General features: G+C 70.1%; 15 protein-coding genes. 7 read left to right on the plus strand and 8 right to left on the minus strand.

Annotated elements, in window-relative coordinates:
* Window positions 1-4: 4 nt before the first annotated feature.
* Window positions 5-1,594: a hypothetical protein gene (locus ACWDEW_RS19935; RefSeq protein ID WP_450514269.1), complete on the plus strand. Its 1,590-nt coding sequence runs from the start codon at window positions 5-7 to the stop codon at window positions 1,592-1,594.
* Here the strand turns inward: ACWDEW_RS19935 and ACWDEW_RS19940 are convergent.
* Window positions 1,579-3,072, minus strand: a complete 1,494-nt coding sequence (locus ACWDEW_RS19940; protein ID WP_450514270.1) for a sigma-70 family RNA polymerase sigma factor — start codon at window positions 3,070-3,072, stop codon at window positions 1,579-1,581. The genes ACWDEW_RS19935 and ACWDEW_RS19940 overlap by 16 nt on opposite strands.
* Before the next feature lie 207 nt (window positions 3,073-3,279).
* Here ACWDEW_RS19940 and ACWDEW_RS19945 point away from each other — a divergent pair, with 207 nt between their 5' ends.
* The 3 genes from ACWDEW_RS19945 to ACWDEW_RS19955 all read left to right on the plus strand — a co-directional run bounded on the left by ACWDEW_RS19945 (window position 3,280) and on the right by ACWDEW_RS19955 (window position 5,891).
* Window positions 3,280-3,696: an SsgA family sporulation/cell division regulator gene (locus ACWDEW_RS19945; protein WP_450514271.1), complete on the plus strand. Its 417-nt coding sequence runs from the start codon at window positions 3,280-3,282 to the stop codon at window positions 3,694-3,696.
* A 68-nt stretch (window positions 3,697-3,764) separates the two neighbouring features.
* Window positions 3,765-5,210: an NAD(P)/FAD-dependent oxidoreductase gene (locus ACWDEW_RS19950; protein ID WP_450514272.1), complete on the plus strand. Its 1,446-nt coding sequence runs from the start codon at window positions 3,765-3,767 to the stop codon at window positions 5,208-5,210.
* 42 nt (window positions 5,211-5,252) lie between these two features.
* Window positions 5,253-5,891 carry a hypothetical protein gene (locus ACWDEW_RS19955; protein WP_450514273.1) on the plus strand — a complete coding sequence of 213 codons (639 nt, stop codon included), beginning with the start codon at window positions 5,253-5,255 and terminating at the stop codon, window positions 5,889-5,891.
* A 21-nt stretch (window positions 5,892-5,912) separates the two neighbouring features.
* On the opposite strand, the gene ACWDEW_RS19960 is transcribed toward ACWDEW_RS19955, so the two are convergent.
* The 3 genes from ACWDEW_RS19960 to ACWDEW_RS19970 form a co-directional block, all read right to left on the minus strand.
* Window positions 5,913-6,617 (minus strand): polysaccharide deacetylase family protein, encoded by a 705-nt coding sequence (locus ACWDEW_RS19960; protein WP_450514274.1) that lies wholly within the window; start codon window positions 6,615-6,617, stop codon window positions 5,913-5,915.
* A 23-nt stretch (window positions 6,618-6,640) separates the two neighbouring features.
* On the minus strand, window positions 6,641-7,327 hold the full coding sequence (locus tag ACWDEW_RS19965) for a glycoside hydrolase family 11 protein (RefSeq protein ID WP_450514275.1): 687 nt from the start codon (window positions 7,325-7,327) through the stop codon (window positions 6,641-6,643).
* 205 nt (window positions 7,328-7,532) lie between these two features.
* A complete protein-coding gene (locus tag ACWDEW_RS19970) occupies window positions 7,533-7,847 on the minus strand; it encodes a hypothetical protein (protein WP_450514276.1) in 315 nt (104 codons plus the stop codon).
* 348 nt (window positions 7,848-8,195) lie between these two features.
* Between ACWDEW_RS19970 and ACWDEW_RS19975 the strand changes: the two genes are divergently transcribed.
* Window positions 8,196-9,506, plus strand: a complete 1,311-nt coding sequence (locus ACWDEW_RS19975; protein WP_450514302.1) for a M14 family zinc carboxypeptidase — start codon at window positions 8,196-8,198, stop codon at window positions 9,504-9,506.
* Window positions 9,507-9,540: 34 nt separating this feature from the next.
* Here the strand turns inward: ACWDEW_RS19975 and ACWDEW_RS19980 are convergent, their stop codons facing one another.
* A complete protein-coding gene (locus ACWDEW_RS19980) occupies window positions 9,541-11,079 on the minus strand; it encodes a hypothetical protein (protein WP_450514277.1) in 1,539 nt (512 codons plus the stop codon).
* Window positions 11,080-11,273: 194 nt separating this feature from the next.
* On the opposite strand from ACWDEW_RS19980, the gene ACWDEW_RS19985 reads away from it, so the two are divergent.
* Entirely contained in the window at window positions 11,274-14,201 is a 2,928-nt protein-coding gene (locus ACWDEW_RS19985; protein ID WP_450514278.1) for an AfsR/SARP family transcriptional regulator, read from the plus strand.
* A 108-nt stretch (window positions 14,202-14,309) separates the two neighbouring features.
* Here ACWDEW_RS19985 and ACWDEW_RS19990 read toward each other — a convergent pair whose 3' ends face one another.
* The 3 genes from ACWDEW_RS19990 to ACWDEW_RS20000 all read right to left on the minus strand — a co-directional run bounded on the left by ACWDEW_RS19990 (window position 14,310) and on the right by ACWDEW_RS20000 (window position 17,666).
* Window positions 14,310-15,884 (minus strand): glycosyl hydrolase, encoded by a 1,575-nt coding sequence (locus ACWDEW_RS19990; RefSeq protein ID WP_450514279.1) that lies wholly within the window; start codon window positions 15,882-15,884, stop codon window positions 14,310-14,312.
* A 111-nt stretch (window positions 15,885-15,995) separates the two neighbouring features.
* The gene (locus tag ACWDEW_RS19995) at window positions 15,996-16,973 is read right to left on the minus strand and encodes a hypothetical protein (RefSeq protein ID WP_450514280.1); all 978 of its coding nucleotides are present in this window, start codon (window positions 16,971-16,973) and stop codon (window positions 15,996-15,998) included.
* A 453-nt stretch (window positions 16,974-17,426) separates the two neighbouring features.
* Entirely contained in the window at window positions 17,427-17,666 is a 240-nt protein-coding gene (locus ACWDEW_RS20000) for a hypothetical protein (RefSeq protein WP_450514281.1), read from the minus strand.
* Window positions 17,667-18,345: 679 nt separating this feature from the next.
* Here ACWDEW_RS20000 and ACWDEW_RS20005 point away from each other — a divergent pair.
* On the plus strand, window positions 18,346-20,022 hold the full coding sequence (locus ACWDEW_RS20005; protein ID WP_450514282.1) for a hypothetical protein: 1,677 nt from the start codon (window positions 18,346-18,348) through the stop codon (window positions 20,020-20,022).
* Window positions 20,023-20,220 lie beyond the last annotated feature (198 nt).

The following is a 20,220-nucleotide window of genomic DNA, read 5'->3' on the forward strand; positions in this document are numbered from 1 at the left end:
AGCCATGAGCACAGATCGTGTCGGACGTACGAGACGCATACCGTTCGCTTTCGTCGGGGTGGCCATGCTGGCACCGCTGTTCGTTCCCGCCGCCTCCGCGCAGGCCGCGTCGGGCTCGCTGACCGTCACCACGCTGGGGCGGCACGGCGCGAAGGTGGCGACGACGGTGACCGTCGTCAACGCGTCGTCCGGGGAGCGGCGCACCGTCAAGTCCGGCAAGAAGCTCAGCCTGCCCTCGGGCAAGTACCTCGCGATGGCCGACATCTACGAGAGCGCCACGGACGGTCTGGGCACCGACACCATCGGCGCACAGGTCGTGTCGGTGTCAGGGGCCAAGTCCGTGACGCTGGACGCCCGTAAGGGCAAGGCCGTGAAGGTGTCGCTGGACACACCGGCCGATGTGACGGGCCCGGCCCGGATCAGCGCGCAGGTGTGTGCCGCCAGCATGGACATGCCCTCCGCGTACAGTGCGGGCGGCTGGAACGACGCGGGGGCCCTCTACGCCATCCCCAACTCCTCCAACCTGCTCCAGTTCGCGTACATGGCGCAGTGGTCGGGCAACGACAGCTATGTCGCGGTCAAGAGGACGACCGGTATCCCGGCCGCGCCCGGCGGATCGTTCAAGCGCTCGCAACTGGCGACGCTGCGCTTCTCCGTGCGCAGCGGGACGCAGATGGGCAGCCAGGTCGACACCGCCCTCCAGGCCACGCCCAAGGTCGACGACTGCACGACCGACCTGTACTCCGAGGTCCGCGACGACAGCGCGCCGTACAGCGCCACGGTCCATGTGACGCCCGGGACCTGGCAGCCGCGTGGCGACGTGGTCGCGGACAACGGCGATGTCGTCAGCGGCGGTTTCCCGGCGACCAGGACGCTGAAGGCCGGGCAGAGCTTCACCCAGTCGTTCGGGCGGGCCGCGTGGAGCCCCATGCACTATCTGCCGATGGTCTGGCAGAAGTCCGTGAACTTCATCCCGGACGCGCTGATCGGCGACCCGGACGTGGGTGTCTGGGGCTCCGACCCGACGAAGGAGACGGTGGTCCTGTCCAAGGGGAGCACCACCGTCAAGAAGCAGACCCTGACCAACTGGGGCAACTCCAGCGACGCCTTCGCCGCCCGCATCACCTCGGCCGGCACCTACCGGCTGACCGTGGACGCCCACCGCTACCGCCCGGGCATCACCTTCCCGTCCGGCATGCTGTCCTCGCGCGTCACGCTCGACTGGCGGTTCAAGGCCGACCCGGCCAAGTCGGTGGTCGCCCCCGTCTTCATGACCCGCTTCCTGCCGGCGGGCCTCGACAGCCGCAACCGGGCGCAGGCGAACAGCATTACGTCGGTCACCGTCAGCGCGGGCCGCGGATCCCAGGGCCCGGACGTCAAGTTCACCAAGACGACGGTCAAGTCCCTGAAGGTCTGGGCGTCTTCGGACGGCGGCACGACCTGGAAGGCCGTCTCCGTCACCCGCTCCGGGTTCTCCTGGAAGGCCGCCGTGCACAACCCGGCGTCCGGCGCGGTCGCCCTGCGCTCCCAGGTGACCGACTCCACCGGCGGCACGTCGACGGAGACGGTCTACCGCGCCTACGCGATCGGCTGATCCGCATCGGCCGTCGCCGCCCGGCCACAGGGGTGGTCACCGCCACCCGGGGGCTCAACAGGGCTGGGGGCGGGGGAAGTCGGGTCTTCCGCGGAGGGTTCCGGTGACGGTACGGACGGGGTCGTGGGCTTCGGTTTCGTGGGCTTCGGTTTCGTGGGCTTCGGGGGCTCCTTCACGGGGTCGCTCGGAGCCGGGTAGGTGGGCGTCGGCTCCGTGGGAGTCGGCTCGGGATCCGTGACCGCCGGCGGCGTCGGCGTCGGGGTCGGCTCCGAGGTCACCGGCGGCGTGGGAACGGGCGTAGGCGTAGGAGTCGGCGTATCAACGGGGGCCGTAGGAACCGGTGTTGGACCGCTGTCCCCCACCGGTATCGCGACCGTCCGGGGCCCGCTGCCAGCAAGTACCGCCGGGGGCGCGGCGGTTGCGGACCCGTCCGGTGCCGACGCGGTCGAACCGCCGCCCGGCGTCTTCGCGGGCTTCTCCGACCCCTCCCCCGGCCGCGATGCCACCGGCGCCTGGGTGACCGGGACTTCGGCCAGCGGCCTCTTCGCCACCGGGACCTCGGCGGAGTCGCCGCCGCCGAGCACGACGATCACCGCGACGGCGCCCGCGACGGCCGCGCCGACCGCCGCGCCCACCTGTGTCTTGGAGGCGCCGGCCGCCGCGTGCCGTACCCCGTGCAGAATTCCGCCGTGCCCGCCCACCGCGGTGGCCGCGCCCGCGGACCCCGCGCCGACGGCCAGCAGGAACTTGCCCGCGCCGCCGAGCACGAACACCAGCAGGGCCGGTGCCACGAGCGCCGGCAGCCGGTCGTTGGCGCGCATCAGGGCCGCGAGCCGGGCCCGGCAGTCGTCGCACGCGTCGACATGGCCGAGGAGCCGTTCGGACTGCCGCTCGGTGGCGCCACCGCGCACATACGCGGGCATCCGGGCCCAGTGCACCTGGCACGCGGGGTCGTCCGGAGCACCGGTCTGCGCACGCAGGAACGCCTGCCGCATGCCCTCCCGCGCACGGTGCAGCAGTACGGCCGTGGCCCCCTGCTTGGTGCCGAGCTGGGGTCCGATCGCCGCCAGCGGCAGCCCCTCCGCCTCCGCCAGCCACAGCGCCTTCACCCAGCGCTCCGGCAACTGCTCAAGCACCCTCACCAGCAGGTCCGTCGAGGACACCTGCTCGGCCGGATCGTCCCCGTGGAGCTGCCCGGGATCGGCAACGGTCCGCTCGTCGGCCTGCGGATCCCGCGGCGTCTCGCGTACGGCGGCCCCGGCGGCGCTCGCGAGATGCTTCACCGTGGTCATGAGGTACGCCGGTACGTTGTCGATCTCGTGCCCGGCGGACAGCCTGCGCCAGACCCTGAAGTGCGCCTCGGCGACGAGGTCTTCGGCGACCCAGGTATTACGGGTGAGCGAGCGGGCGTAGGCGACGAGGCGCGGCTGCTGCTCCTCGTAGATCCGGGCGTAGGCCGCGGTGGGGCCGTCGTTCATGGCAGCAACGCTCCAGTTGCCAGTGGGGCGGGGACAAGGGTTTGTACCCTAGATAGCAAAACTTTCAATTAAAGTTGCAGCCGTTCCTCAAGGTGATACAGGTCACATAAATGCCATGCGTGACGGCGTAATCAAAGCCCTCTCCACGTGATCAAGGAGGGGGCGTCGGTACAACGGCCGCCGCCCCCGCCCGAATCGGAGACCGCCATGAGTCCCATCACCCTGGAACAGCCCACCGGCGCCCGCCTGATCGCCGACGACGACCAGGAGTTGGCCGTGACGGTCACGCTCCGCTACTCCTCCGGCGACCCCTTCGCCGTCCAACTCCTTTTCCCCGCCTGGATATCGCTCGACGGCAAGAAGGTGACCTGGACCTTCGCGCGGGCACTGTTGGAGGAGGGTCTCGACACCCCCGCCGGAATGGGCAACGTGCACATCAGGCCGTACGGCCCCGCCCACACGGCAGTCGAGTTCCACTCGGCGGAGGGCATGGCGATGATCCGCTTCGACTCGGTCGCCCTGCACCACTTCCTGCGCCGCACCTACCGGGTGACCGAACCCGGCCGGGAGGCCGTGGGCCCGTCCCTCGACCGAGGCCTCGCCTCGCTCCTCGACGGCGCGTGACGGAGGGGGTCGAACAGAGCTCCAACTGCCTTCTGTGGCAGGCGAATTGAGCTTGTTATCGTCGCCCCATGAGTGAATCGCCGCAACGGCTTCCCCAGGTGCCCCGGACGTCGACCCGCGCCGTGGTCGTCGGAGGAAGTCTCGCCGGCATGCTCGCCGCAGCCGCCGTCAGGGACCACGTGGACACCGTCGAGATCATCGAGGCGCACGACCTGCCCGAGGGCCCGGAGTCCCGCCCGGGCGTGCCCCAAGCGGCGCATTTCCACGTCCTGTTGTCCGGCGGAGCGGACGCGATCGACGACCTCCTTCCCGGCACGATCGCCGAACTGCTCGCCGCGGGCGCCAACCGCGTCCCCATGACGACCGACATGGTCCTGTTCTCCCCCGAGGGCTGGTACCGCCGCTGGAAGCGGGACAGCCACTACCTGATCGCCGCGAGCCGGGACCTCACCGATTCCGTCGTACGCCGGCAGGTACGGAAAGACCCGCGGATCCGGGTACGTCCCCGCACCAAGGTCACCGCCCTGCTGGGGAGTTCGCGCCGGGTCACCGGGGTACGGCTGAGCGCGGCCGACGGCACCGAGAGCGAGCTGACCGCGGACCTGGTCGTCGACGCCTCCGGAAAGGCGGCGCGCACTCCCCACTGGCTGGCCGAACTGGGCGTCCCCGCCCCGGCCGAGGCCCGCATCGACTCCGGCATCGCCTACGCCAGCCGCATCTACCGCGCCCCCGTCGCCACCCGCGACTGGCCCCTGATCAGCGTCCAGGCCGACCCCCTCAGCGGCGAACCCGGCCGCGCGGGCGGCATCGTCCCGATCGAGGACGGCCGCTGGCACGTCAGCCTGATGGGCACCCCGGGCGGCCAACCCACGCGCGACGCGGCCGAGTTCGAGAACTACGCCCGCACCCTCCGCCACCCGCTCGTCGCCGACCTGCTGGCACACGCGGAACCGCTCACCGACGTCGTCATGACCCACAGCACGGTCAACCGCCGCCACTACTACGAGCGCCTCAAGTCCTGGCCCGAGGGCCTGGTCGCCCTCGGCGACTCGGTGGCCGCGTTCAACCCGGTGTACGGCCACGGCATGTCGGTGACGGCCCTGGGCGCCGTAGCCCTGCGCAACCGGCTCTCCGCCCTGGGCCTCGGCCGCGGCCTGTCCCGCGCGGCCCAGCGGGCCATCGCCGCACCCGTCGAACTCGCCTGGAGCCTCGCCGTCGGCCAGGACATCCACTACGCGACCACGACGGGCAGGAACGCGGGCCCGGCCGACCGGCTCCTCCAGCGCTACGTCGGCCGCCTCTCCCACACCGCCACCGGTTCGTACCACGTGGCAACGGCGATGACGGAGGTCCTGACCCTCAACTCCCCGGGCACGGCGCTGCTCCGGCCGAGCGTCGTCGCGGCAGCGCTGCTCGGACCGCTGCGGCCGCGGCTCGACGGGCCGACGTTCACGGTCGGGGAACGGCGGCTGCTGGCGGACGCCGGCATCGCACTGCCCGGGCTCGCCGCATAGCCGTGGCACCGGATTGTCAGTGGCGGCTGCTTCCATGACGTCATGAGCACCGTGCACGACACTGCCGCCCTCCTCCCCGACCCCGCCGAACTCCGCGTCCATCTGCGCGCGTTGGCCGTCCTGGAGAGCACGATCGGTGACGACCCGCAGTTCGGCCGGCACACCTTCCACCCGGACTGGGGCCCGGGGGAGGAGGCGGCCCGGATGGACAACGGCTCGGGGGACGAGTTCACCGTCCTGTTCACCCCGGCCGGCGTGCTCATAGTCGGCTTCGACCACGAGTCGGAGATGAGCCCGTACGGGACGCACGACGAGGAGGTCTGGCCCGGCGTCATCGACGACATACCCGCCGCGCTGCGCCCGCTCCTGGACGCTCCCGCCTTCCGCGCCACAGGCATCAGCGGCTACGCGATCACCGCCTGCCTGTGGCGCGAGACCGGCGACACCGCCTGGCGCGCCGGCCCGGCCATCGAATTTCCGGCCGACAACGAGCACCCGGACGGTTCCGACTACCTCTTCCACCTCCTCACCGACCGCTCCCCCGAGACCGTCCGGGCCCACTTCGAGGACTACTACGAGCGCCCCGTCCCGATCGACGCCGTGCGCCACGTCCTCGCAGGGGACCCGGTCACTCCCGGGATCACCACGGCCCTCGCTCCGCCCGTGCCCCAGGTGCATTGACCGGCAGAGGTGTCGGCGCCGCTACTGGGGTGCCACGGCGCGACCGGTCTGCGGCGAGATCATGCCGGCGCACAGACCGCGGGCGGCCAGCCCCTGCGCGATGCGCGGGATCGCCGCGACCGTGTTGGGCGGCCAGTCGTGCATCAGGATGATCTGGCCGTTGGTGAGACGGCCGGCCGCCGCGACGATCGCGTCGGTGCTCGCGCCGTTCCAGTCCTGCGAGTCGACGTCCCAAATGATCTCCGTGAGACCGTACTTGGCCTCTACGGCCTTCACCGTCGCGTTGGTCTCGCCGTACGGCGGGCGGAAGAGTCTGGGCGTGCCGCCGCCCGCGGCCGCGACGGCCTGCTGGGTCCGGGAGATCTCCGAGTCGATCGTCGCCTGGGTCTGCTGGGTGAGGTGCGGGTGGGTGTAGCTGTGGTTGCCGACCCACATGCCGGCGGCGACCTCGGCCCTGACCTGTGCCGGGTAGGCGGCCGCGTACTGGCCCTCGTTGAACGTCGTGGCCCGAAGGCCGTTCTGCTTCAGCGCGTTGAGGAGTGCGGGGGTGTTGCCGGACGGTCCGTCGTCGAAGGTGAGGCCGACGTAGCCGCCGCAACTGGCGGCCCGCGCCGGGGTGTTGACGCCGACGGCGAGGGTGCCCGCGGCGATCAGCGCGGCGACGGCGAGCACGGTGGCCGGCGTGGCCGACCGGGGTCGTAACGAGAAGTGCGGTGCGGACTTCATGTGAGGTGTCCTCCCGAACTGGTTCAGCCCACCGTGATGTTGGAGTTCCCGCTGCTCTGGTAGCCCTCGGTCGCGAGGATCATGTAGTAGCTGAAGCTGCCCAGCGGCATTCCGGCGCGGGCCCAGGCGTCGAAGTGGTTGCCGGTGGTGATGGTGCCGCCGGTGCGCTTCGTCTGCCGGACGCTCCAGTACTGGTCGAAGGTCTTCGTGCCCTCCACCGAGGGGGCGTTGTACCGGGTGGTCTTGTAGATGTCGTAGGTCCCGCCGTCACTGGTGACGGTGCCCTTGTACGTTCCGGTGGGCCGGTAGGTGCCCCAGTTGTCGACGATGTAGTACTCGACGAGCGGGTTCGACGTCCATCCGTAGAGCGACAGGTAGCCGTTGCCGGACGGGTTGAAGCTGCCCGAGTACGTCACGGTCCGGCGGGCGCCGGTGCTCCAGCCCTTGCCTGCCACGAAGTTGCCGGTGTTGTTCCACGTGGTGCTGTAGTTGCCCCCGGAGTTGAGGGTCATGGAGACCGTGCCCTGGGAGTCGGTCCAGAACGAGTAGTAGTAGCCGTTGTTGGTGCCGGTCTGGTTCGTGGTGATCACCGTCGCGGCACTCGCGGTGCCGGGCAGGGTCATCGCCGCGAGGAGCGCCAGCAGCAGGGCGCAGGCGCTGCCGGCTAACAACCTGAAGCGGTTCGTCGTGCGTGCGGGTGTGGTGTCCATGCGGCGTCAGTGTTGGTACGTCCCTGTCAACTGTCAATACTTTCGGTTCCGTGTACGAATTATTCGATGCCTCATCACGGAGAGAGGTCGTCGAGAATACGCAGCTCACGCGTCACATTGAACGATTCACAGCCGAGGGGCTCAAGAAAAGAGCGAAGGATCAAGATCCCACGTTCGAATGTTTCGGTCGAATGTTTCGGAGAATTCACCGATCTTCCGACCGCACCGCGAAACGTCGGTTGCGCCACCGGGTGACCGCCCACAGGACGTTGATCCCGCCCAGGGTGATCAGCACCGCCGCCGAGTCCGCGTTGCCCGCGAGGCCGTGTTCCGGTCCCAGTCCCCGCGCCGCGCGGACCAGCAGGGTGACGTCGACGGGAAGCGTCACGGTGGCCATGAACGTCAGGCAGGCCACCGTGCCGACCACGAGGACGACGCTGTAGAGCCGTACGGCTCGGCGCTCGTGCGGGGGCAGCCGGGTGCTCGGGTCACCGGGACCGGAGACCCGGCCGGGGCGCACTTGATGTTGCCGTCCACCGTGCGACAGGCCCGGTGCTCCGGCTTGATCCGGGGCCTCCGCACCGTTCGTACCGTCATCTTCGCGCCAATCTCGTGAGCACCGGCCTCTCCCGAACCAACAGTCGTTGACAACGGTCATTCCCTGCGCCAACCCTGGCAAGGGCACGACAAGTCAGCACATGGCTCACGTCACTGCACGCCACAGCCCCACCGGAAGGAAACGGCATGGCGAACAAGATCGAGATCCGTCCGCTGGACAAGAAGGAGACCACCGGCGGCAGCGGTGGCAACGGCGGCTCCTGACCGGACGCTCACCACCCATGCGACGGCTCGCACGATGACGCGCATGATGACCCGCTACCCCACGGTCGCGGAGGTCACCGAGTCGGCGCGGCGGCTGGTCTCCCGGTTTCCCGAGGCCGGCCGGCTGCGCCGGATCGGGACGTCCCGCGGGGGCCGTCCGATCCTGCTGCTGTCCGTGGGACACGGCCCGCACCACGTCCTGGTGGTCGCGGGACCGCACCCCGACGAACCGGTCGGCGGCGCCACCGCCCTCGCGCTGGCGGAGCAGGTGGCACGCGGCGACCGGCTGACCGCGGCGACCGATCCCGCCCTCGTCACCTGGGACATCGTCCTGTGCCTCGACCCGGACGGCGCCGCCCTGAGCGAGGCCGGAACCGAAGGGCCCCCGGCGACGGACCACACCCTGCGCGGCTACTACCGCACCACCTACCGCCCCATCGCGGCGGAACAGCCGGAGTGGGCCCCGATCGTCGCGCACCCGCTCCCGGAGAGCCGCACCCTGTTCCAACTGATCGACGAGCTGAGGCCGTTCCTCCAGTGCTCCCTGCACAGCACCGATGTGGGCGGCAGCTGGGTCCAGTTGACCCGCGACCTCCCCGAACTGGCCACGCCTTTCCGGACGTCCGCGGCCGAGCTGGGCATCCCGCTCCAGCACGGCACGTACGACGCCCTGTACTGGGAGAACCCCAGCCCCGCCGTCTACGTCCTGCCCCCGCCGGACAGCACCGACCGCCTGGCCGCCGGCTCGGAGAACATCGGGGCGTCCACCTGGTGCGCGCCCCTGCGCTACGGCGGTGTCACCGCGATCGTCGAAGTCCCCATGTGGGCAAGCGACTTGGCGCAGGACCGGACCCCGCACCCGGACGCCGAACACGCCCTGCACGACCTGGCCGACCTGGTGCGGGACGGCGGCCGCAAGGTGACCGCCGTCCTCGACAAGGCACGCGGTTTCCTGCCGCCGCCCCAGGACGACCCGCTCCGCCGCGTACTGGAGTGGATGGCCGACGGCCTCTACGACATGGTCGCCGACTCCTGGACCCCCCTCGCCCGCCAGGCCGCCGCCGCTTCCGGCGACGACGACCCGCGCCGCCTGACGACGGCCCAGGTCGCGGCCCTGAACATCGTGGCCCGCCGCCAGCCGATCCGCGCGGCAGGCCTTCTGCTACGACTCCTGAAGGCGTCGGACGACCGGGCCGCCCCGGCGCTGCACCGCGAACTCGACGAGCTGTTCACCACCTGGTGCACGGACGCCGAGGAGGCCCTGCGGGTGCGCTGGGTACCCGTCCGTCACCAGGTGGAGCACCAGGCACGGACTGTGCTGGCCGGCGCCGAGAGCGCGTTGAAGGCTCTCCGCTGAACAGCTGCACAGCTGTACGGCTGGCCAAAGGACTTCACACCCAGAGCTTGACGGCTTCGAGCCAGCGCGTGTTGTCCAGGGTGCCCCCGAAGATGTAGCCGGGGCGTGGCTGGACGCAGTCCGAACTGCCCCAGTCGTAGCCGTGGACCTTGGCGGTCCGGCAGACCTGGCCGGTGCCGATGTTGATGGCGAAGCCCGTCATGTAGGGGGCGCTCGACTTCGTGCTGCCGATGTAGTTGTTCTTGCCGTCGCCGATGACGGCCGTCCACTGCGGTTCCCACTTGCCCTGGCCGCTGGTCGACGCGGCGTCGTGCACGAAGGCGTTGGCGGCCGAGCCACCGCCGCCGTACACCGCGATGTTGAGGGCCTTGATCGGATGGGTCCCGCTCGTCGTTCCGGCAAGCGTGCCGTCGCAGACGGGCTTCTGCCAGCCCTGTCCGGAGAGGTACGCGCGGTAGCAGATGTGCCGGCCGGACGGGTCGCTCCGGTGGAGCCGGTTCACGGCGGTGGCGGCGGTGTCCCGCGCGGGCTTCGCGGTCACGGTGGCCTGCGGTGGCTTCGCGGTCACGGTGACGGTGACCCCTGTCCCGCCTCCCGCTCCTCCGCCCCCTCCTCCGCTCTTCGGGGCCTTCGGCTTGGCCGACGGTGAGGCGGTTGTCGCGCTGGGCAGTGCGCTCACGGTCGAGGAGGCGGTCGGCGCCGTCTCCTCGACCTGGGGAGCCCGGCTCGTCTCGGTGCTCGACCGGGCGGTCTGCTTCTGGCGCCCTCCGTCGTCCGGCGCGCTGCTGCCCAGGATCACCAGCGGAACGATGATGAGAGCGGCCACGCCGACGGCCACCGGTCCGACGACCAGGGGCTTGTGGAGCAGACCGGGCGACCCGTACTCGTCGTCCGACTGGCGCGATCCGTTCCCCGGGGCGACCTTCGAGCTCGGGCGAGCTGCGGGTGGGGGCGGAGGCGGCCCCGCGAGTCGGCGCTGCCTCTGCTGCTCCAGCGTGTACGCCTCGACGTCGAAGTCGTCATCACGTTCTTCGTGGCCGTCTTCGTGGCCGTCTTCATCAGCGGTTTCGTTGTCGTCGTCGGCGTCATCGAGATCGTCGTCGTCGGCTCCGGAGGGACCGGATTCCGCTACGGGTACGAACGGCTGCGCGCCTACCGCGAGTTCGGCGGGCTCCGGCGGCAACTCCTGGTGTTCCTGCCGCTCTTGCTGGTCCTGTTGGTCCTGCCGCTCCTCCTGCTCCAGAAGGCTGCTCGAACCGTCGGGGGCGACCTCGACGAACGCCACGTACCCCGCGGCGGGATCGGAGATGGTCGCCGTGACGATGGCGTTCCGGTCCCGTGCCAATCCCTGCAGTCTGTCGAGGATCGCGGCGTCGACCGCCTCTCCTTCCACCACCGGTACGGGTTCGCCGTCGATGGCGGCCGAGCCGTCTCCGGAGATGACCACCGCGTAGCGGGGCGCCGGCTCGGACACCTCCCCGGCCGATTCCGGCTGGCTGAGATCCACCGGTTCCCCGGACACGGCAAGGTCGTCCCCCGTGGTCGGCTCGTCCGTCTCTTCACCCCGGCTCATGGCTCTTCCTTTCTGACGTCTCCCGGCCGAAACGGCCCCGGTCGGGAACGGCGTGACGGTCCCCGGACAGCGCAACGGGTGCCGTACGGGAACGGTTCAATTCCCCGGCCGACGGGACGTCCGCGACCGGGTCGGATTTGGTCACTCCTTGTCAGATGTCTTGCGGATCAGGGCTGTTGAGTACAGTCCGGTGGGTGAACGGCTACGAAGATTCCGTACGTTTCAGCGTGCTGGGGCCGGTCCGGGCATGGCGCGGTGACCAGGAACTGGACCTCGGTTCGCCACAGCAGCGGGCGGTCCTGGCGGCGCTGCTGCTGCGGCGGGGACGCGCTGTCGCCCTCGCCGAACTCCTGGACGTCGTCTGGGGCGAGGAGCGGCCGGCGGCGGCCGTGTCCGTCCTGCGGACCTATGTGTCGCGCCTGCGCAAGGTACTGGAGCCGGGGCGGGAGGCGGCCGGGACTCCACTGGTGGTCGTGTCGGTCGGGGACGGGTATCTGGTCCGGCTGCCGGAGGACGGCCTGGATCTCGCCGTGTTCGAGCGGCGGGTCACGAAGGCGAGGCGGCTGCGCGCCGCCGGCGAGTTGTCCGCCGCCGGGGAGCTGCTGCGCGCGGCGCTCGGCGAGTGGCAGGGAACGGCACTCGCCGGTCTCCCCGGCACCTGGGCCGAATCCGAGGGCTCCCGGCTGGACGAGGAACGGCTGGCCACGCTGGAGAACTGGCTGGACATCGAAGTCGGACGCGGGCGCCACGGCGAGGTGATCGCCGAACTGATCTCGTTGACCGGCAAGTATCCGTTACGGGAACAGCTGTGCCGGCTGCTCATGCTGGCGCTCTACCGGTCCGGGAGGCAGGCCGAGGCACTGGCCGCCTACCGCGGCACGCGGAGCACCCTGGTGGCCGAACTGGGCATCGAACCCGGTGCGCCACTGCAGGAACTGCACGACCGCATACTGGCCGCCGACGCGACCCTGGACGCCGGGCCGCCCGCGCAGCCGGCTCCGCCCGCGGTTCCGGCCTCCCCGGTGTCCCCCGCCTCCCCGGCCCTCGTGCACGCGGCCCGCCCGGCCCAACTGCCCGCCGATCTGCCGACGTTCGTCGGCAGGCGGGCCGAACTCGACCGGGCCCGGGCCCTGTTGCCCGTGCAGGGCGGCACCCCGGCCACGGTGGTGATCAGCGCGATCGGCGGTATGGCGGGCATCGGCAAGACCACCCTGGCCGTGCACTGGGCGCACGAGATGGCCGGCCGCTTCCCCGACGGACAGCTCTACGTCAACCTGCGCGGTTTCGATCCGACCGGCTCGCTCGTGACACCGGACGAGGCCATCCGCGCCTTCCTCGGCGCACTCGGCGTCCCGCCGATGCGGATTCCCGCCGGACTCGACGCCCAGACGGCGCTCTATCGCAGCATGCTCGCCCAGCGGCGGATGCTGATCCTCCTCGACAACGCCCGCGACACCGACCATGTCCGCCCGCTGCTGCCCGGCTCCCCAGGCAGCCTGGTCATCGTCACCAGCCGCAACCAGCTCACCGGCCTGGTCGCCGGCGAAGGGGCGCATCCACTGCCCCTGGACCAGCTGACGTCCGCCGAGGCACACGACCTCATGGCGCGCCGGCTGGGCACCGACCGGCTTGCGGCGGAACCGCAGGCGACGGACGAGATCATCACGCGGTGCGCCCGGCTGCCGCTGGCCCTGGCCATCGTCGCCGCCCATGCCGTCGCCCACCCCGGCTTCCCGCTCAGCGCCATCGCCGAGGAACTGCGCGACAGCCACGGCAGCCTCGACGCCTTCGCCTCCGGCGACGACATCACCACCGACGTACGGGCGGTCTTCTCCTGGTCGTACAAAGCGGTGTCCCCTCCCGCCGCGCGCCTGTTCCGCCTGCTGGGGCTGCACTCGGGACCCGACATCTCCGCGCCCGCCGCGGCGGCCCTCGCCGGGCTCCCGCTGCGGCAGACCCGCGGACTCCTCGTCGAGCTCACCCGCGCCCACCTGCTCACCGAACACTTCCCGGGCCGCTGCACCCTGCACGACCTGCTGCGCGTCTACGCCGCCGAACGCGTCCACGCCGAGGAGACACCCCAGGAGCGGGAGCGGGCCGTGGAGCGGCTGCTCGCCTGGTATCTGCACACCGCTGACGCCGCCTACCCGCACATCACCCCGCAGCGTCGCCGGATTCCCCTGGAACCGCCGCCCGACCTGTGCCGGCCCCTGGAGTTCACGACGCACGACCAGGCCCTGGACTGGTGCGAGACCGAGCGGGCCAACCTGGTCGCCGCGGTCCACCAGGCGGCCGGGTCCGGCCGGCCGGGTGTCGCGTGGCGACTGCCCGCCGTCCTGTGGGGGTTCTTCTACCTCCGCAGCCACACGCACGACTGGGTCGACACCGCGCGGACGGGTCTGACCGCCGCCCGCACCGACGACGACCGCTGGGGCGAGGCACAGGGCCTCGCGGACCTGGCCGCCGCGCTGCGCGGCTCCGGTCGGTTCGACGAGGCCATCGACACCTTCCGCCGGGCGATGATCGCCTACCGGGAGCTCGGGGACGCGGACGCCAGGGGATCGGCCGTGACCAATCTGGGCGATACGTATCTGCAGTCCGGCCGGCTCGGCAGGGCCGTCGAGTACATCCGCCGGGGGCTGGCCGTCGAACGGATCATCGGCAGCGCCTGGGGGGAGGGCATCGCCCTGTGCAACCTGGGCGACGTCTACCAGCGGCTCGGCCGGCTCGACGAGGCCGTCGGCTGCCTGGAGCAGGCGTTGACCGTCCTGCGCGCCAACGGCAACCGCTGGGTCGAAGGCGTCACCCTCGACATCCTCGGTACGGCCCATCGCCGGCTCCACCACTACGACGACGCCGTCGAGCACTACCACCAGGCGCTCACCACACACCGGGACGTCGGCAACCGGTGGGGCGAGGGCCACACCCTGGGCAACCTCGGTGACGCCCAACTGGCCGCCGGCGAACCAGAGGCCGCCCGTGACAGCTGGCGGCAGGCACTGGCGATCTTCGTGGAGTTCGACCACCGGGACGCCGCGAAGATCCGCGAGCGCCTCGCCCGGCTGGAGGACGGTTCCCAGAACACCGGCGCGCAGGACGCCGCGTCGGGGCGGGCCGCCTGACCCGGGCCTCCGATCGATCACGACCTGGCCGTGCCCCCGGGGGGACGGGAACACGGCCAGGCTGCACCCGTACAACGGGCGGGAGGTGGGGATGGTTCAACCCCGGGGTCAGCTCGCGTCGTGGTAGACACGGCCGCTGGCGTTGGCGGTCGTCCCGTCGTAGAGGCCGGTCGGGCTGGTCTGCGTGGAGAGCGTGAACCACGCGTAGCGCTCCACGAAGCTCAGGCTGTCCAGCATCTGCGTCGACGACTTGATGAAGTCGGTCTGCTCCTGCTCACTGGGGTAGCGGGGGGTGCCCTGGGAGAAGTCGATGAGTCCGTACTCGGTCAGCCAGACCGGCTTGTGGTAGCGGTCCCAGACGGCCTGCAGATAGCCGCGCAGCTGGTTGGCGGCGTCGGGGCCGAAGTCGGAGCCGTACCAGTGCACGGGGATGAAGTCGACGCGCAGACCGCGGTCGCTCGCCCCCTTCATGAAGCGGTCCAGCCAGCCGCCCTCGACGTCGGCGCCGGAGGCCACCGCAGGCGCGCCCAGCCGCAGTCCGGTGGACTCCAGCCGGGGCCACAGGTCCAGGGCCTGCTCGGGTGTCATGTTGGACTGCCCGCCGTTGTCGGGCTCGTTGAAGCCGAGCAGTTCCTTGCTGCCGTTCTGGACGGCCGCGCCCAGTTCGGCGTCGGTGACCGAGCCGGGACCCCAGATCATCGGGACGTAGTCGACACCGTCCGGCTTGGTGACCGCGCCGGTGGAGGAGGCCCAGTTGAAGTACCAGGACGCGCCGGACTCGGCCAGCGCCTGGGAGGCGCCGTCGACGGGGTTGAGGCTGACGCCCTTGCGGGTCGAGGCGGCGGTGGTGGTCACGGGGTTGGTGGCGGGGTCGGACGGGGCGGTGCCGCCGGTGCCGAAGGCGACGGTCAGGCCGCTGCACTTGGTGCACTGGTACATGACCTTGTTGCCCGGCTCGGCGTCCTGCTTGGACCAGGCGTACGCCGTGGGGCACTTCTGGTTGATCATGTCGCTGTAGGGGGTCTTCGCGTCCCGGTTCGGGTTGACGCAGACCAGCGACTGGCCGGTGGCCGGGTCCTTGGTCAGGTTGTCGGCCGGGCAGGCGGAGAGCAGGTCCTCGGCGCAGCCCGCCACCGCGCACTCGCCGCTCGCGGGCGGCGTCACGTCGTTCGGCGTGATGGTGACGGGCGCGGCGACGGCGTCGACGTAGCTGACGTCGTACCAGGGGGCCGGGGAGTCGGCCGGGTCGAAGTTGAACTCGGCGAGTCCGGTGGGCTGTTGACCGAGGGTGCAGTGGTCGGCGTACGGTCCGCAGTCGCCGACGGCGCAGTGGAACGTGCTCCCGTCGTCACCGCTGCACCCCTGGCGGGCGAAGAAGGTACCGCGCCAGTGCCCGGCGCCCTCGTGCTCGGGAACGGTGACGGTGGCGGACTGGCCCGGGTCCAGCTTGGGCAGCCCGGTGAGCGCGGCCGAGCCGTCGGCGTTGACCTCGCTGCCGACCCAAAGGGTGCTGCCCGTGTTGTTCCGCAGGGTGACGGTGTGGTCGGCGGTGCCTACGTCGGCGGCCGGTGTCCCCTTGATGTCCGTGCCGCTGGAGCGGTGGGTCTGGATCGCTATGGCGGTGCCTGACACACCGACGATGACCAGGAGCAGGGCCAGGAGAAATGATGTGCGTCTGCGCATAGGGCGTGCCTCTCCGTCGGGCTTGCGCGGTGGGGATCGCGACGATCAGTTGTCGCCGCCGCTGGCACGACGGATGGCAATGCGGGATGGTTCAGGAGGTGAGGGATGGATCTACCTTCTGCCGCCCCTCGTCCGGCTGCCGTCGTTGCTGTTGCCGTTCTGCTGAACAGAGCGTGCGGGACGGGGATATGACGAAGCGTCAGTAGTTCCGGGATTCGGTGAAGGACTGCGAAGGACCGTGGGGTCGTTGACAACCGCCAGACCGATGGCGTCCAGCGGGGACGAGGGCTCGTGGGTGTCCGCCAGGTCGACGTGGGCCGACAAGGGCGACACCGGCTCGCGGCCGGCCGCCAGGTCGACGTGGCCGAGCAGAGGCGACTCCGGTGTCTGTCCCATGGGCCAGTCCGGGCGGCCGGCGAAATCGGCGGTGGTCCGCGGAGTCGACTGTGCGGCGGCCGACCTGAGCTCTTCCGGCGACGGCGGCTCCACGTGCGTGGGCGTGGGCGTCTGTGGCAGTCCCTCCGCGAAGCCCGTGAGGAATGCGCCCCTGTCGTAGTGCTCCACGTGCCGCATCTCCGGAATGGGGGATTCCCTTTCGCGGAGCTGCTGCTGGAGCGTTCCGAGGGAGGTCGCGTCGGGACGGTCGTTGTCACTCGGATCCTGGAAACTTCTCGCAGACGCCGAGTCCCGTGACCGCGCCGGGCGCACCCATCGGTTTTGGACCGCCGCGAACTGTTCCGCGTCGGCGGCCATGATTCTGTCCCTGGCCCCGGTCAACGCCTCTTCGGCCGTCGCCTCCGGCCGCACCTCACCGTTCGAACGGCGCTGCTCAGGAGGCCGTACGTCGCCCGAGCCCGGGGGCGCCATGCGCTCGGACTCCCGTACCGTCGCGTTGTTGAAGGCCTCTGCGAGGACCGGCATGCTGTCGGGCGACGCGATGAGCGCGCGCAGCAGCTTCTTGTTCCCGGGCCCCCGCAGTTCTTTGAGGATCGCGTCCTCGAAGTCCGCACGCTGCGCCGGCCGGAGTCCGTGGAGCCGCTGTTCGAGCCTGATCATCCGCTCGTGCAGCGCCTGGGTCTTCTCCGACACGAGCACCCCTTGGCGCTCGGGCCCCGGTCCCCAAGCCTGCTGGACGCCCTCAGCCGGCGGCCCTTGGCCCTGCCTTCGCTCCTGCCTCCGGCCTTGCTCCTGGCCCTGGCCATTGCCCTGACCCTGGCCGGAGGGTTCGGGCTCCGGTACGCCGCCGGGTGACGCGTCCGCGCCGCCACTTCTCAAACCCAACGCGCGCATGGCCCGGTCGGCCGCACGGCGCAGGAGCTGCCATATCCCGTCCAGCAGATCAGGTTCCGCCGAGCGCGCTCTGTCGGCACGCATCTCCCTGTCCAGGCCGTACTCGGTTCTGAGTACCTCCTTCGCCAGCCCGGACGCGCCCCTTGTCAGCCGCGCCCGGCTTGGGGAAGGCATACTGTTCTGTGCCACTTTGCCCCTCTTTGGAGTCGGAGGTGCGGACACGGGCGACAACGGGCCACCGGGACGAACGGTTCAACGGCCGGAAGCCGTTACGTCGTGCCGGTGCTGGGGCTGATCCGTCCTGGCCGCCGGCTCGAATCCCGCTGGCAGCGGCGGCAGGCCGGCGGGCAGCGGGGTCCCGGGGAGCCGCACGGCGCCGCCCGCCGGTCCCGGCGGGCCCTGCCGGGCGCGAGAACTGTCCATGTCCGAACCGCGGCGGCGCCGCTTCAGCAGACCCTGCGGCGCGAACCGCCACGTGTGAGCGATGGACATGGGCGTACCTCCGCGTCCGCCCGGCGGTGAACTGTCGGCTGGACACCGACGCCGGGTTCGTGAGGCACAACGGGGCTACTACACCCGGTGGTTCAGCCCGAACCCGCCCAGAACCCGGTGCGCCGAGTGAGCCCCGAGCCAGGTCGGCCAGGGTTCGTGGCGTAGGCGGCCGAATTGGGCGTGGAGGGGCTGAAGGACGCGTCTCGCCTCTCCTGCGAGGTACGCCACACCCAGTCGGACGGCGCCTCACCGCGTCGCACCCCGAGTCCGGCGTCATCCTCCGACGAAAGCGGGAACGCGATCGCCGGCGGCGTGACTGGTCCTTCGGGCTCGTCGGCCCGTTCGCCTGGCGGCGGACGTCGCGTCGCCCGACCCGTTCGCAGCCGATCTCGCCGTGTTCGGCGCGGTACGGCATGGCCCGAAGGCAATCCGAGCGCGAGTGAACCGGCGCGAGCCGCCCCACGTTGTGGTCAGTCAAGACGGGCAGGACGACAGGACCAGCCCGTCCGACAACCACACAAGAATGAAGCGATCAACCGCTCGCAACGAGTCCCACGATCCTGATCACGCGCCAGGTCGCACCTCTGACCAGGTAGCGCGATCAATTGACCCCACCCTCTTCCACCCGCGTCGCGGGTAGGCGGCGACTGTTCGCCAGGCAGAAAGGGAAGGCACCGCGATGGCTTTCGACGAAAAAAAATGGCGGAGCGCGCGAGCAAAAAGCATCGAGCGCCTGGACCGCTACCGGGGCCTGAGGGCCAGTGACAATCCTCAGCTCCACAGCGCCGTGTACGCCTTCTACGACCAGCTGAGGTCCGAAGGGCGGCAGATCAATAAGGGAGAGCAGCCCGTAGAAAACACCCAGGTGGTAAAAAACCTGGTGAGTGAGCTGAAGAAGGCGAGGGCTTTTTCGGTCCGGGCGGACTGGTGGCGGGACAATCAGAGCAAGTTGTCCAACTTCAGGGACAAAACCTGGGACGAAGAACACCGGAGCGCGGCCAAGAGGCACGTCAAGAACACCGGCGCATGGTCGAAGACGACTGGGATGCCGGCAGAGCTGAGGGCGATACTCAGGGACGGAAGGACGCTGGAGTCCACACCCGGAGCGTTGTTCCTCGACGGGCTCGACTCGGGACACGAGCGCTCGACGCCCTCACCCTCGTTGAACTACATGTGGGGCAACTCATCCCAGACCTTCATGGCTGAATCCCGCGGAACGGTTCACGCGGACGTCCTCCGCGGGATAGACGAATACAGCGTACTGAAGAACATCGAGATGCCCGAACTGCTGAACATGATGGAAAGGGGTGAAGTCGATGGCGTGACATTCCATGTACGACGGCGGAACCAACAAACTGCTGTACTGGAAGAAGTCGCCACGTACACGGTTTCCTCGCGGGAGGACTGGGACCAGGTCATGCCTCTCGATCGGACGCCTTCGTACATCGAGGAGCAGAACCGGGAGTACGCGACCCAGCAGGTGTCACGCTCAATCCTCAGAAACCGCATGGGGATTCAGGGGTCACTCGACGGATTCAGGCAAATTCTCGACAACGCGAACAGGGACCCCGACCAGGTCGTCGTCGCGACGGACGCAAACACGAGGTTCTCCTCTCGCGTCAAGGCGAGTCGCGAGGACATCGCGCACTGGGAACGTCCTTCGGGGCAAAGGCTGACGGACAGGCTGCAGTACATCGCCTCTGCGCAGCAGACACGGGGGAGCGCGTCGTCCCGGTCATCGGGCTCGAACCAGCAGGTCCCCGCCCAAAGCATGGCAAGGGCGTCTGTCCAGACAAACACCACGACTTCCAGTTACGGCTCCGGCGGTTACTTGGTGCCGGTGAACACCCAGCGCACCGACGAGAACCTGTACATGTCGAATGCCCGAAGTCAGCTTCCGACCGCAGGCCAGATGTTCAGCAACAACGCGAGCACCGTCGGCCCGCCGCCACAGTTCCAAACTCCGGACTATGAGATCGAGAATCCGCTCGAACACACCATGAGCAGGATGACCCTCGCGCCGGATGAAAACGTCATCTACGAGCGCCAGCAGTACTACACGCCGGCAGACAACACGATCCACACGCAGGAGCCGCACTACAACGAGAGGGACTACTATCCCTCGGCCACGACCTCTTCCGCCATGACGAGCGACTGGACGCGGCAGTCGGCCCCCGTGGGTAACTACACCGCGACGGTGGACAACCCGACGGGCAACTACTACGGCAACTACGAGGGCCGCCAGTACAGCACCTCCTCGGCCAGCAGCGGTTTCGGCGAGCCACTGGCCCGGACCAATCACGTGCCCAGTCCCAACCACAGTCCCTCTCCGCCTCCGGCGCGCGGGCGGGTGTAGTCTCGATCACGCAACGAGGGCCCGCCAGTCAACTGACGGGCCCTCGTTGCGCGCTGAGTCACCCCGCGGCGTCCCGCCCCCGTTGAACCGTTCGTTCCAGCGGTCCGTCGTTCCTCGTGTCCGGACCTGGACTTCAGGCCCCACGGCTTCCCCGGCAACGGTCCGAGGCAGCCCTCGCCCGACACCTGGAAGGAGCGC

This window comes from Streptomyces sp. NPDC001100, from assembly GCF_053598575.1.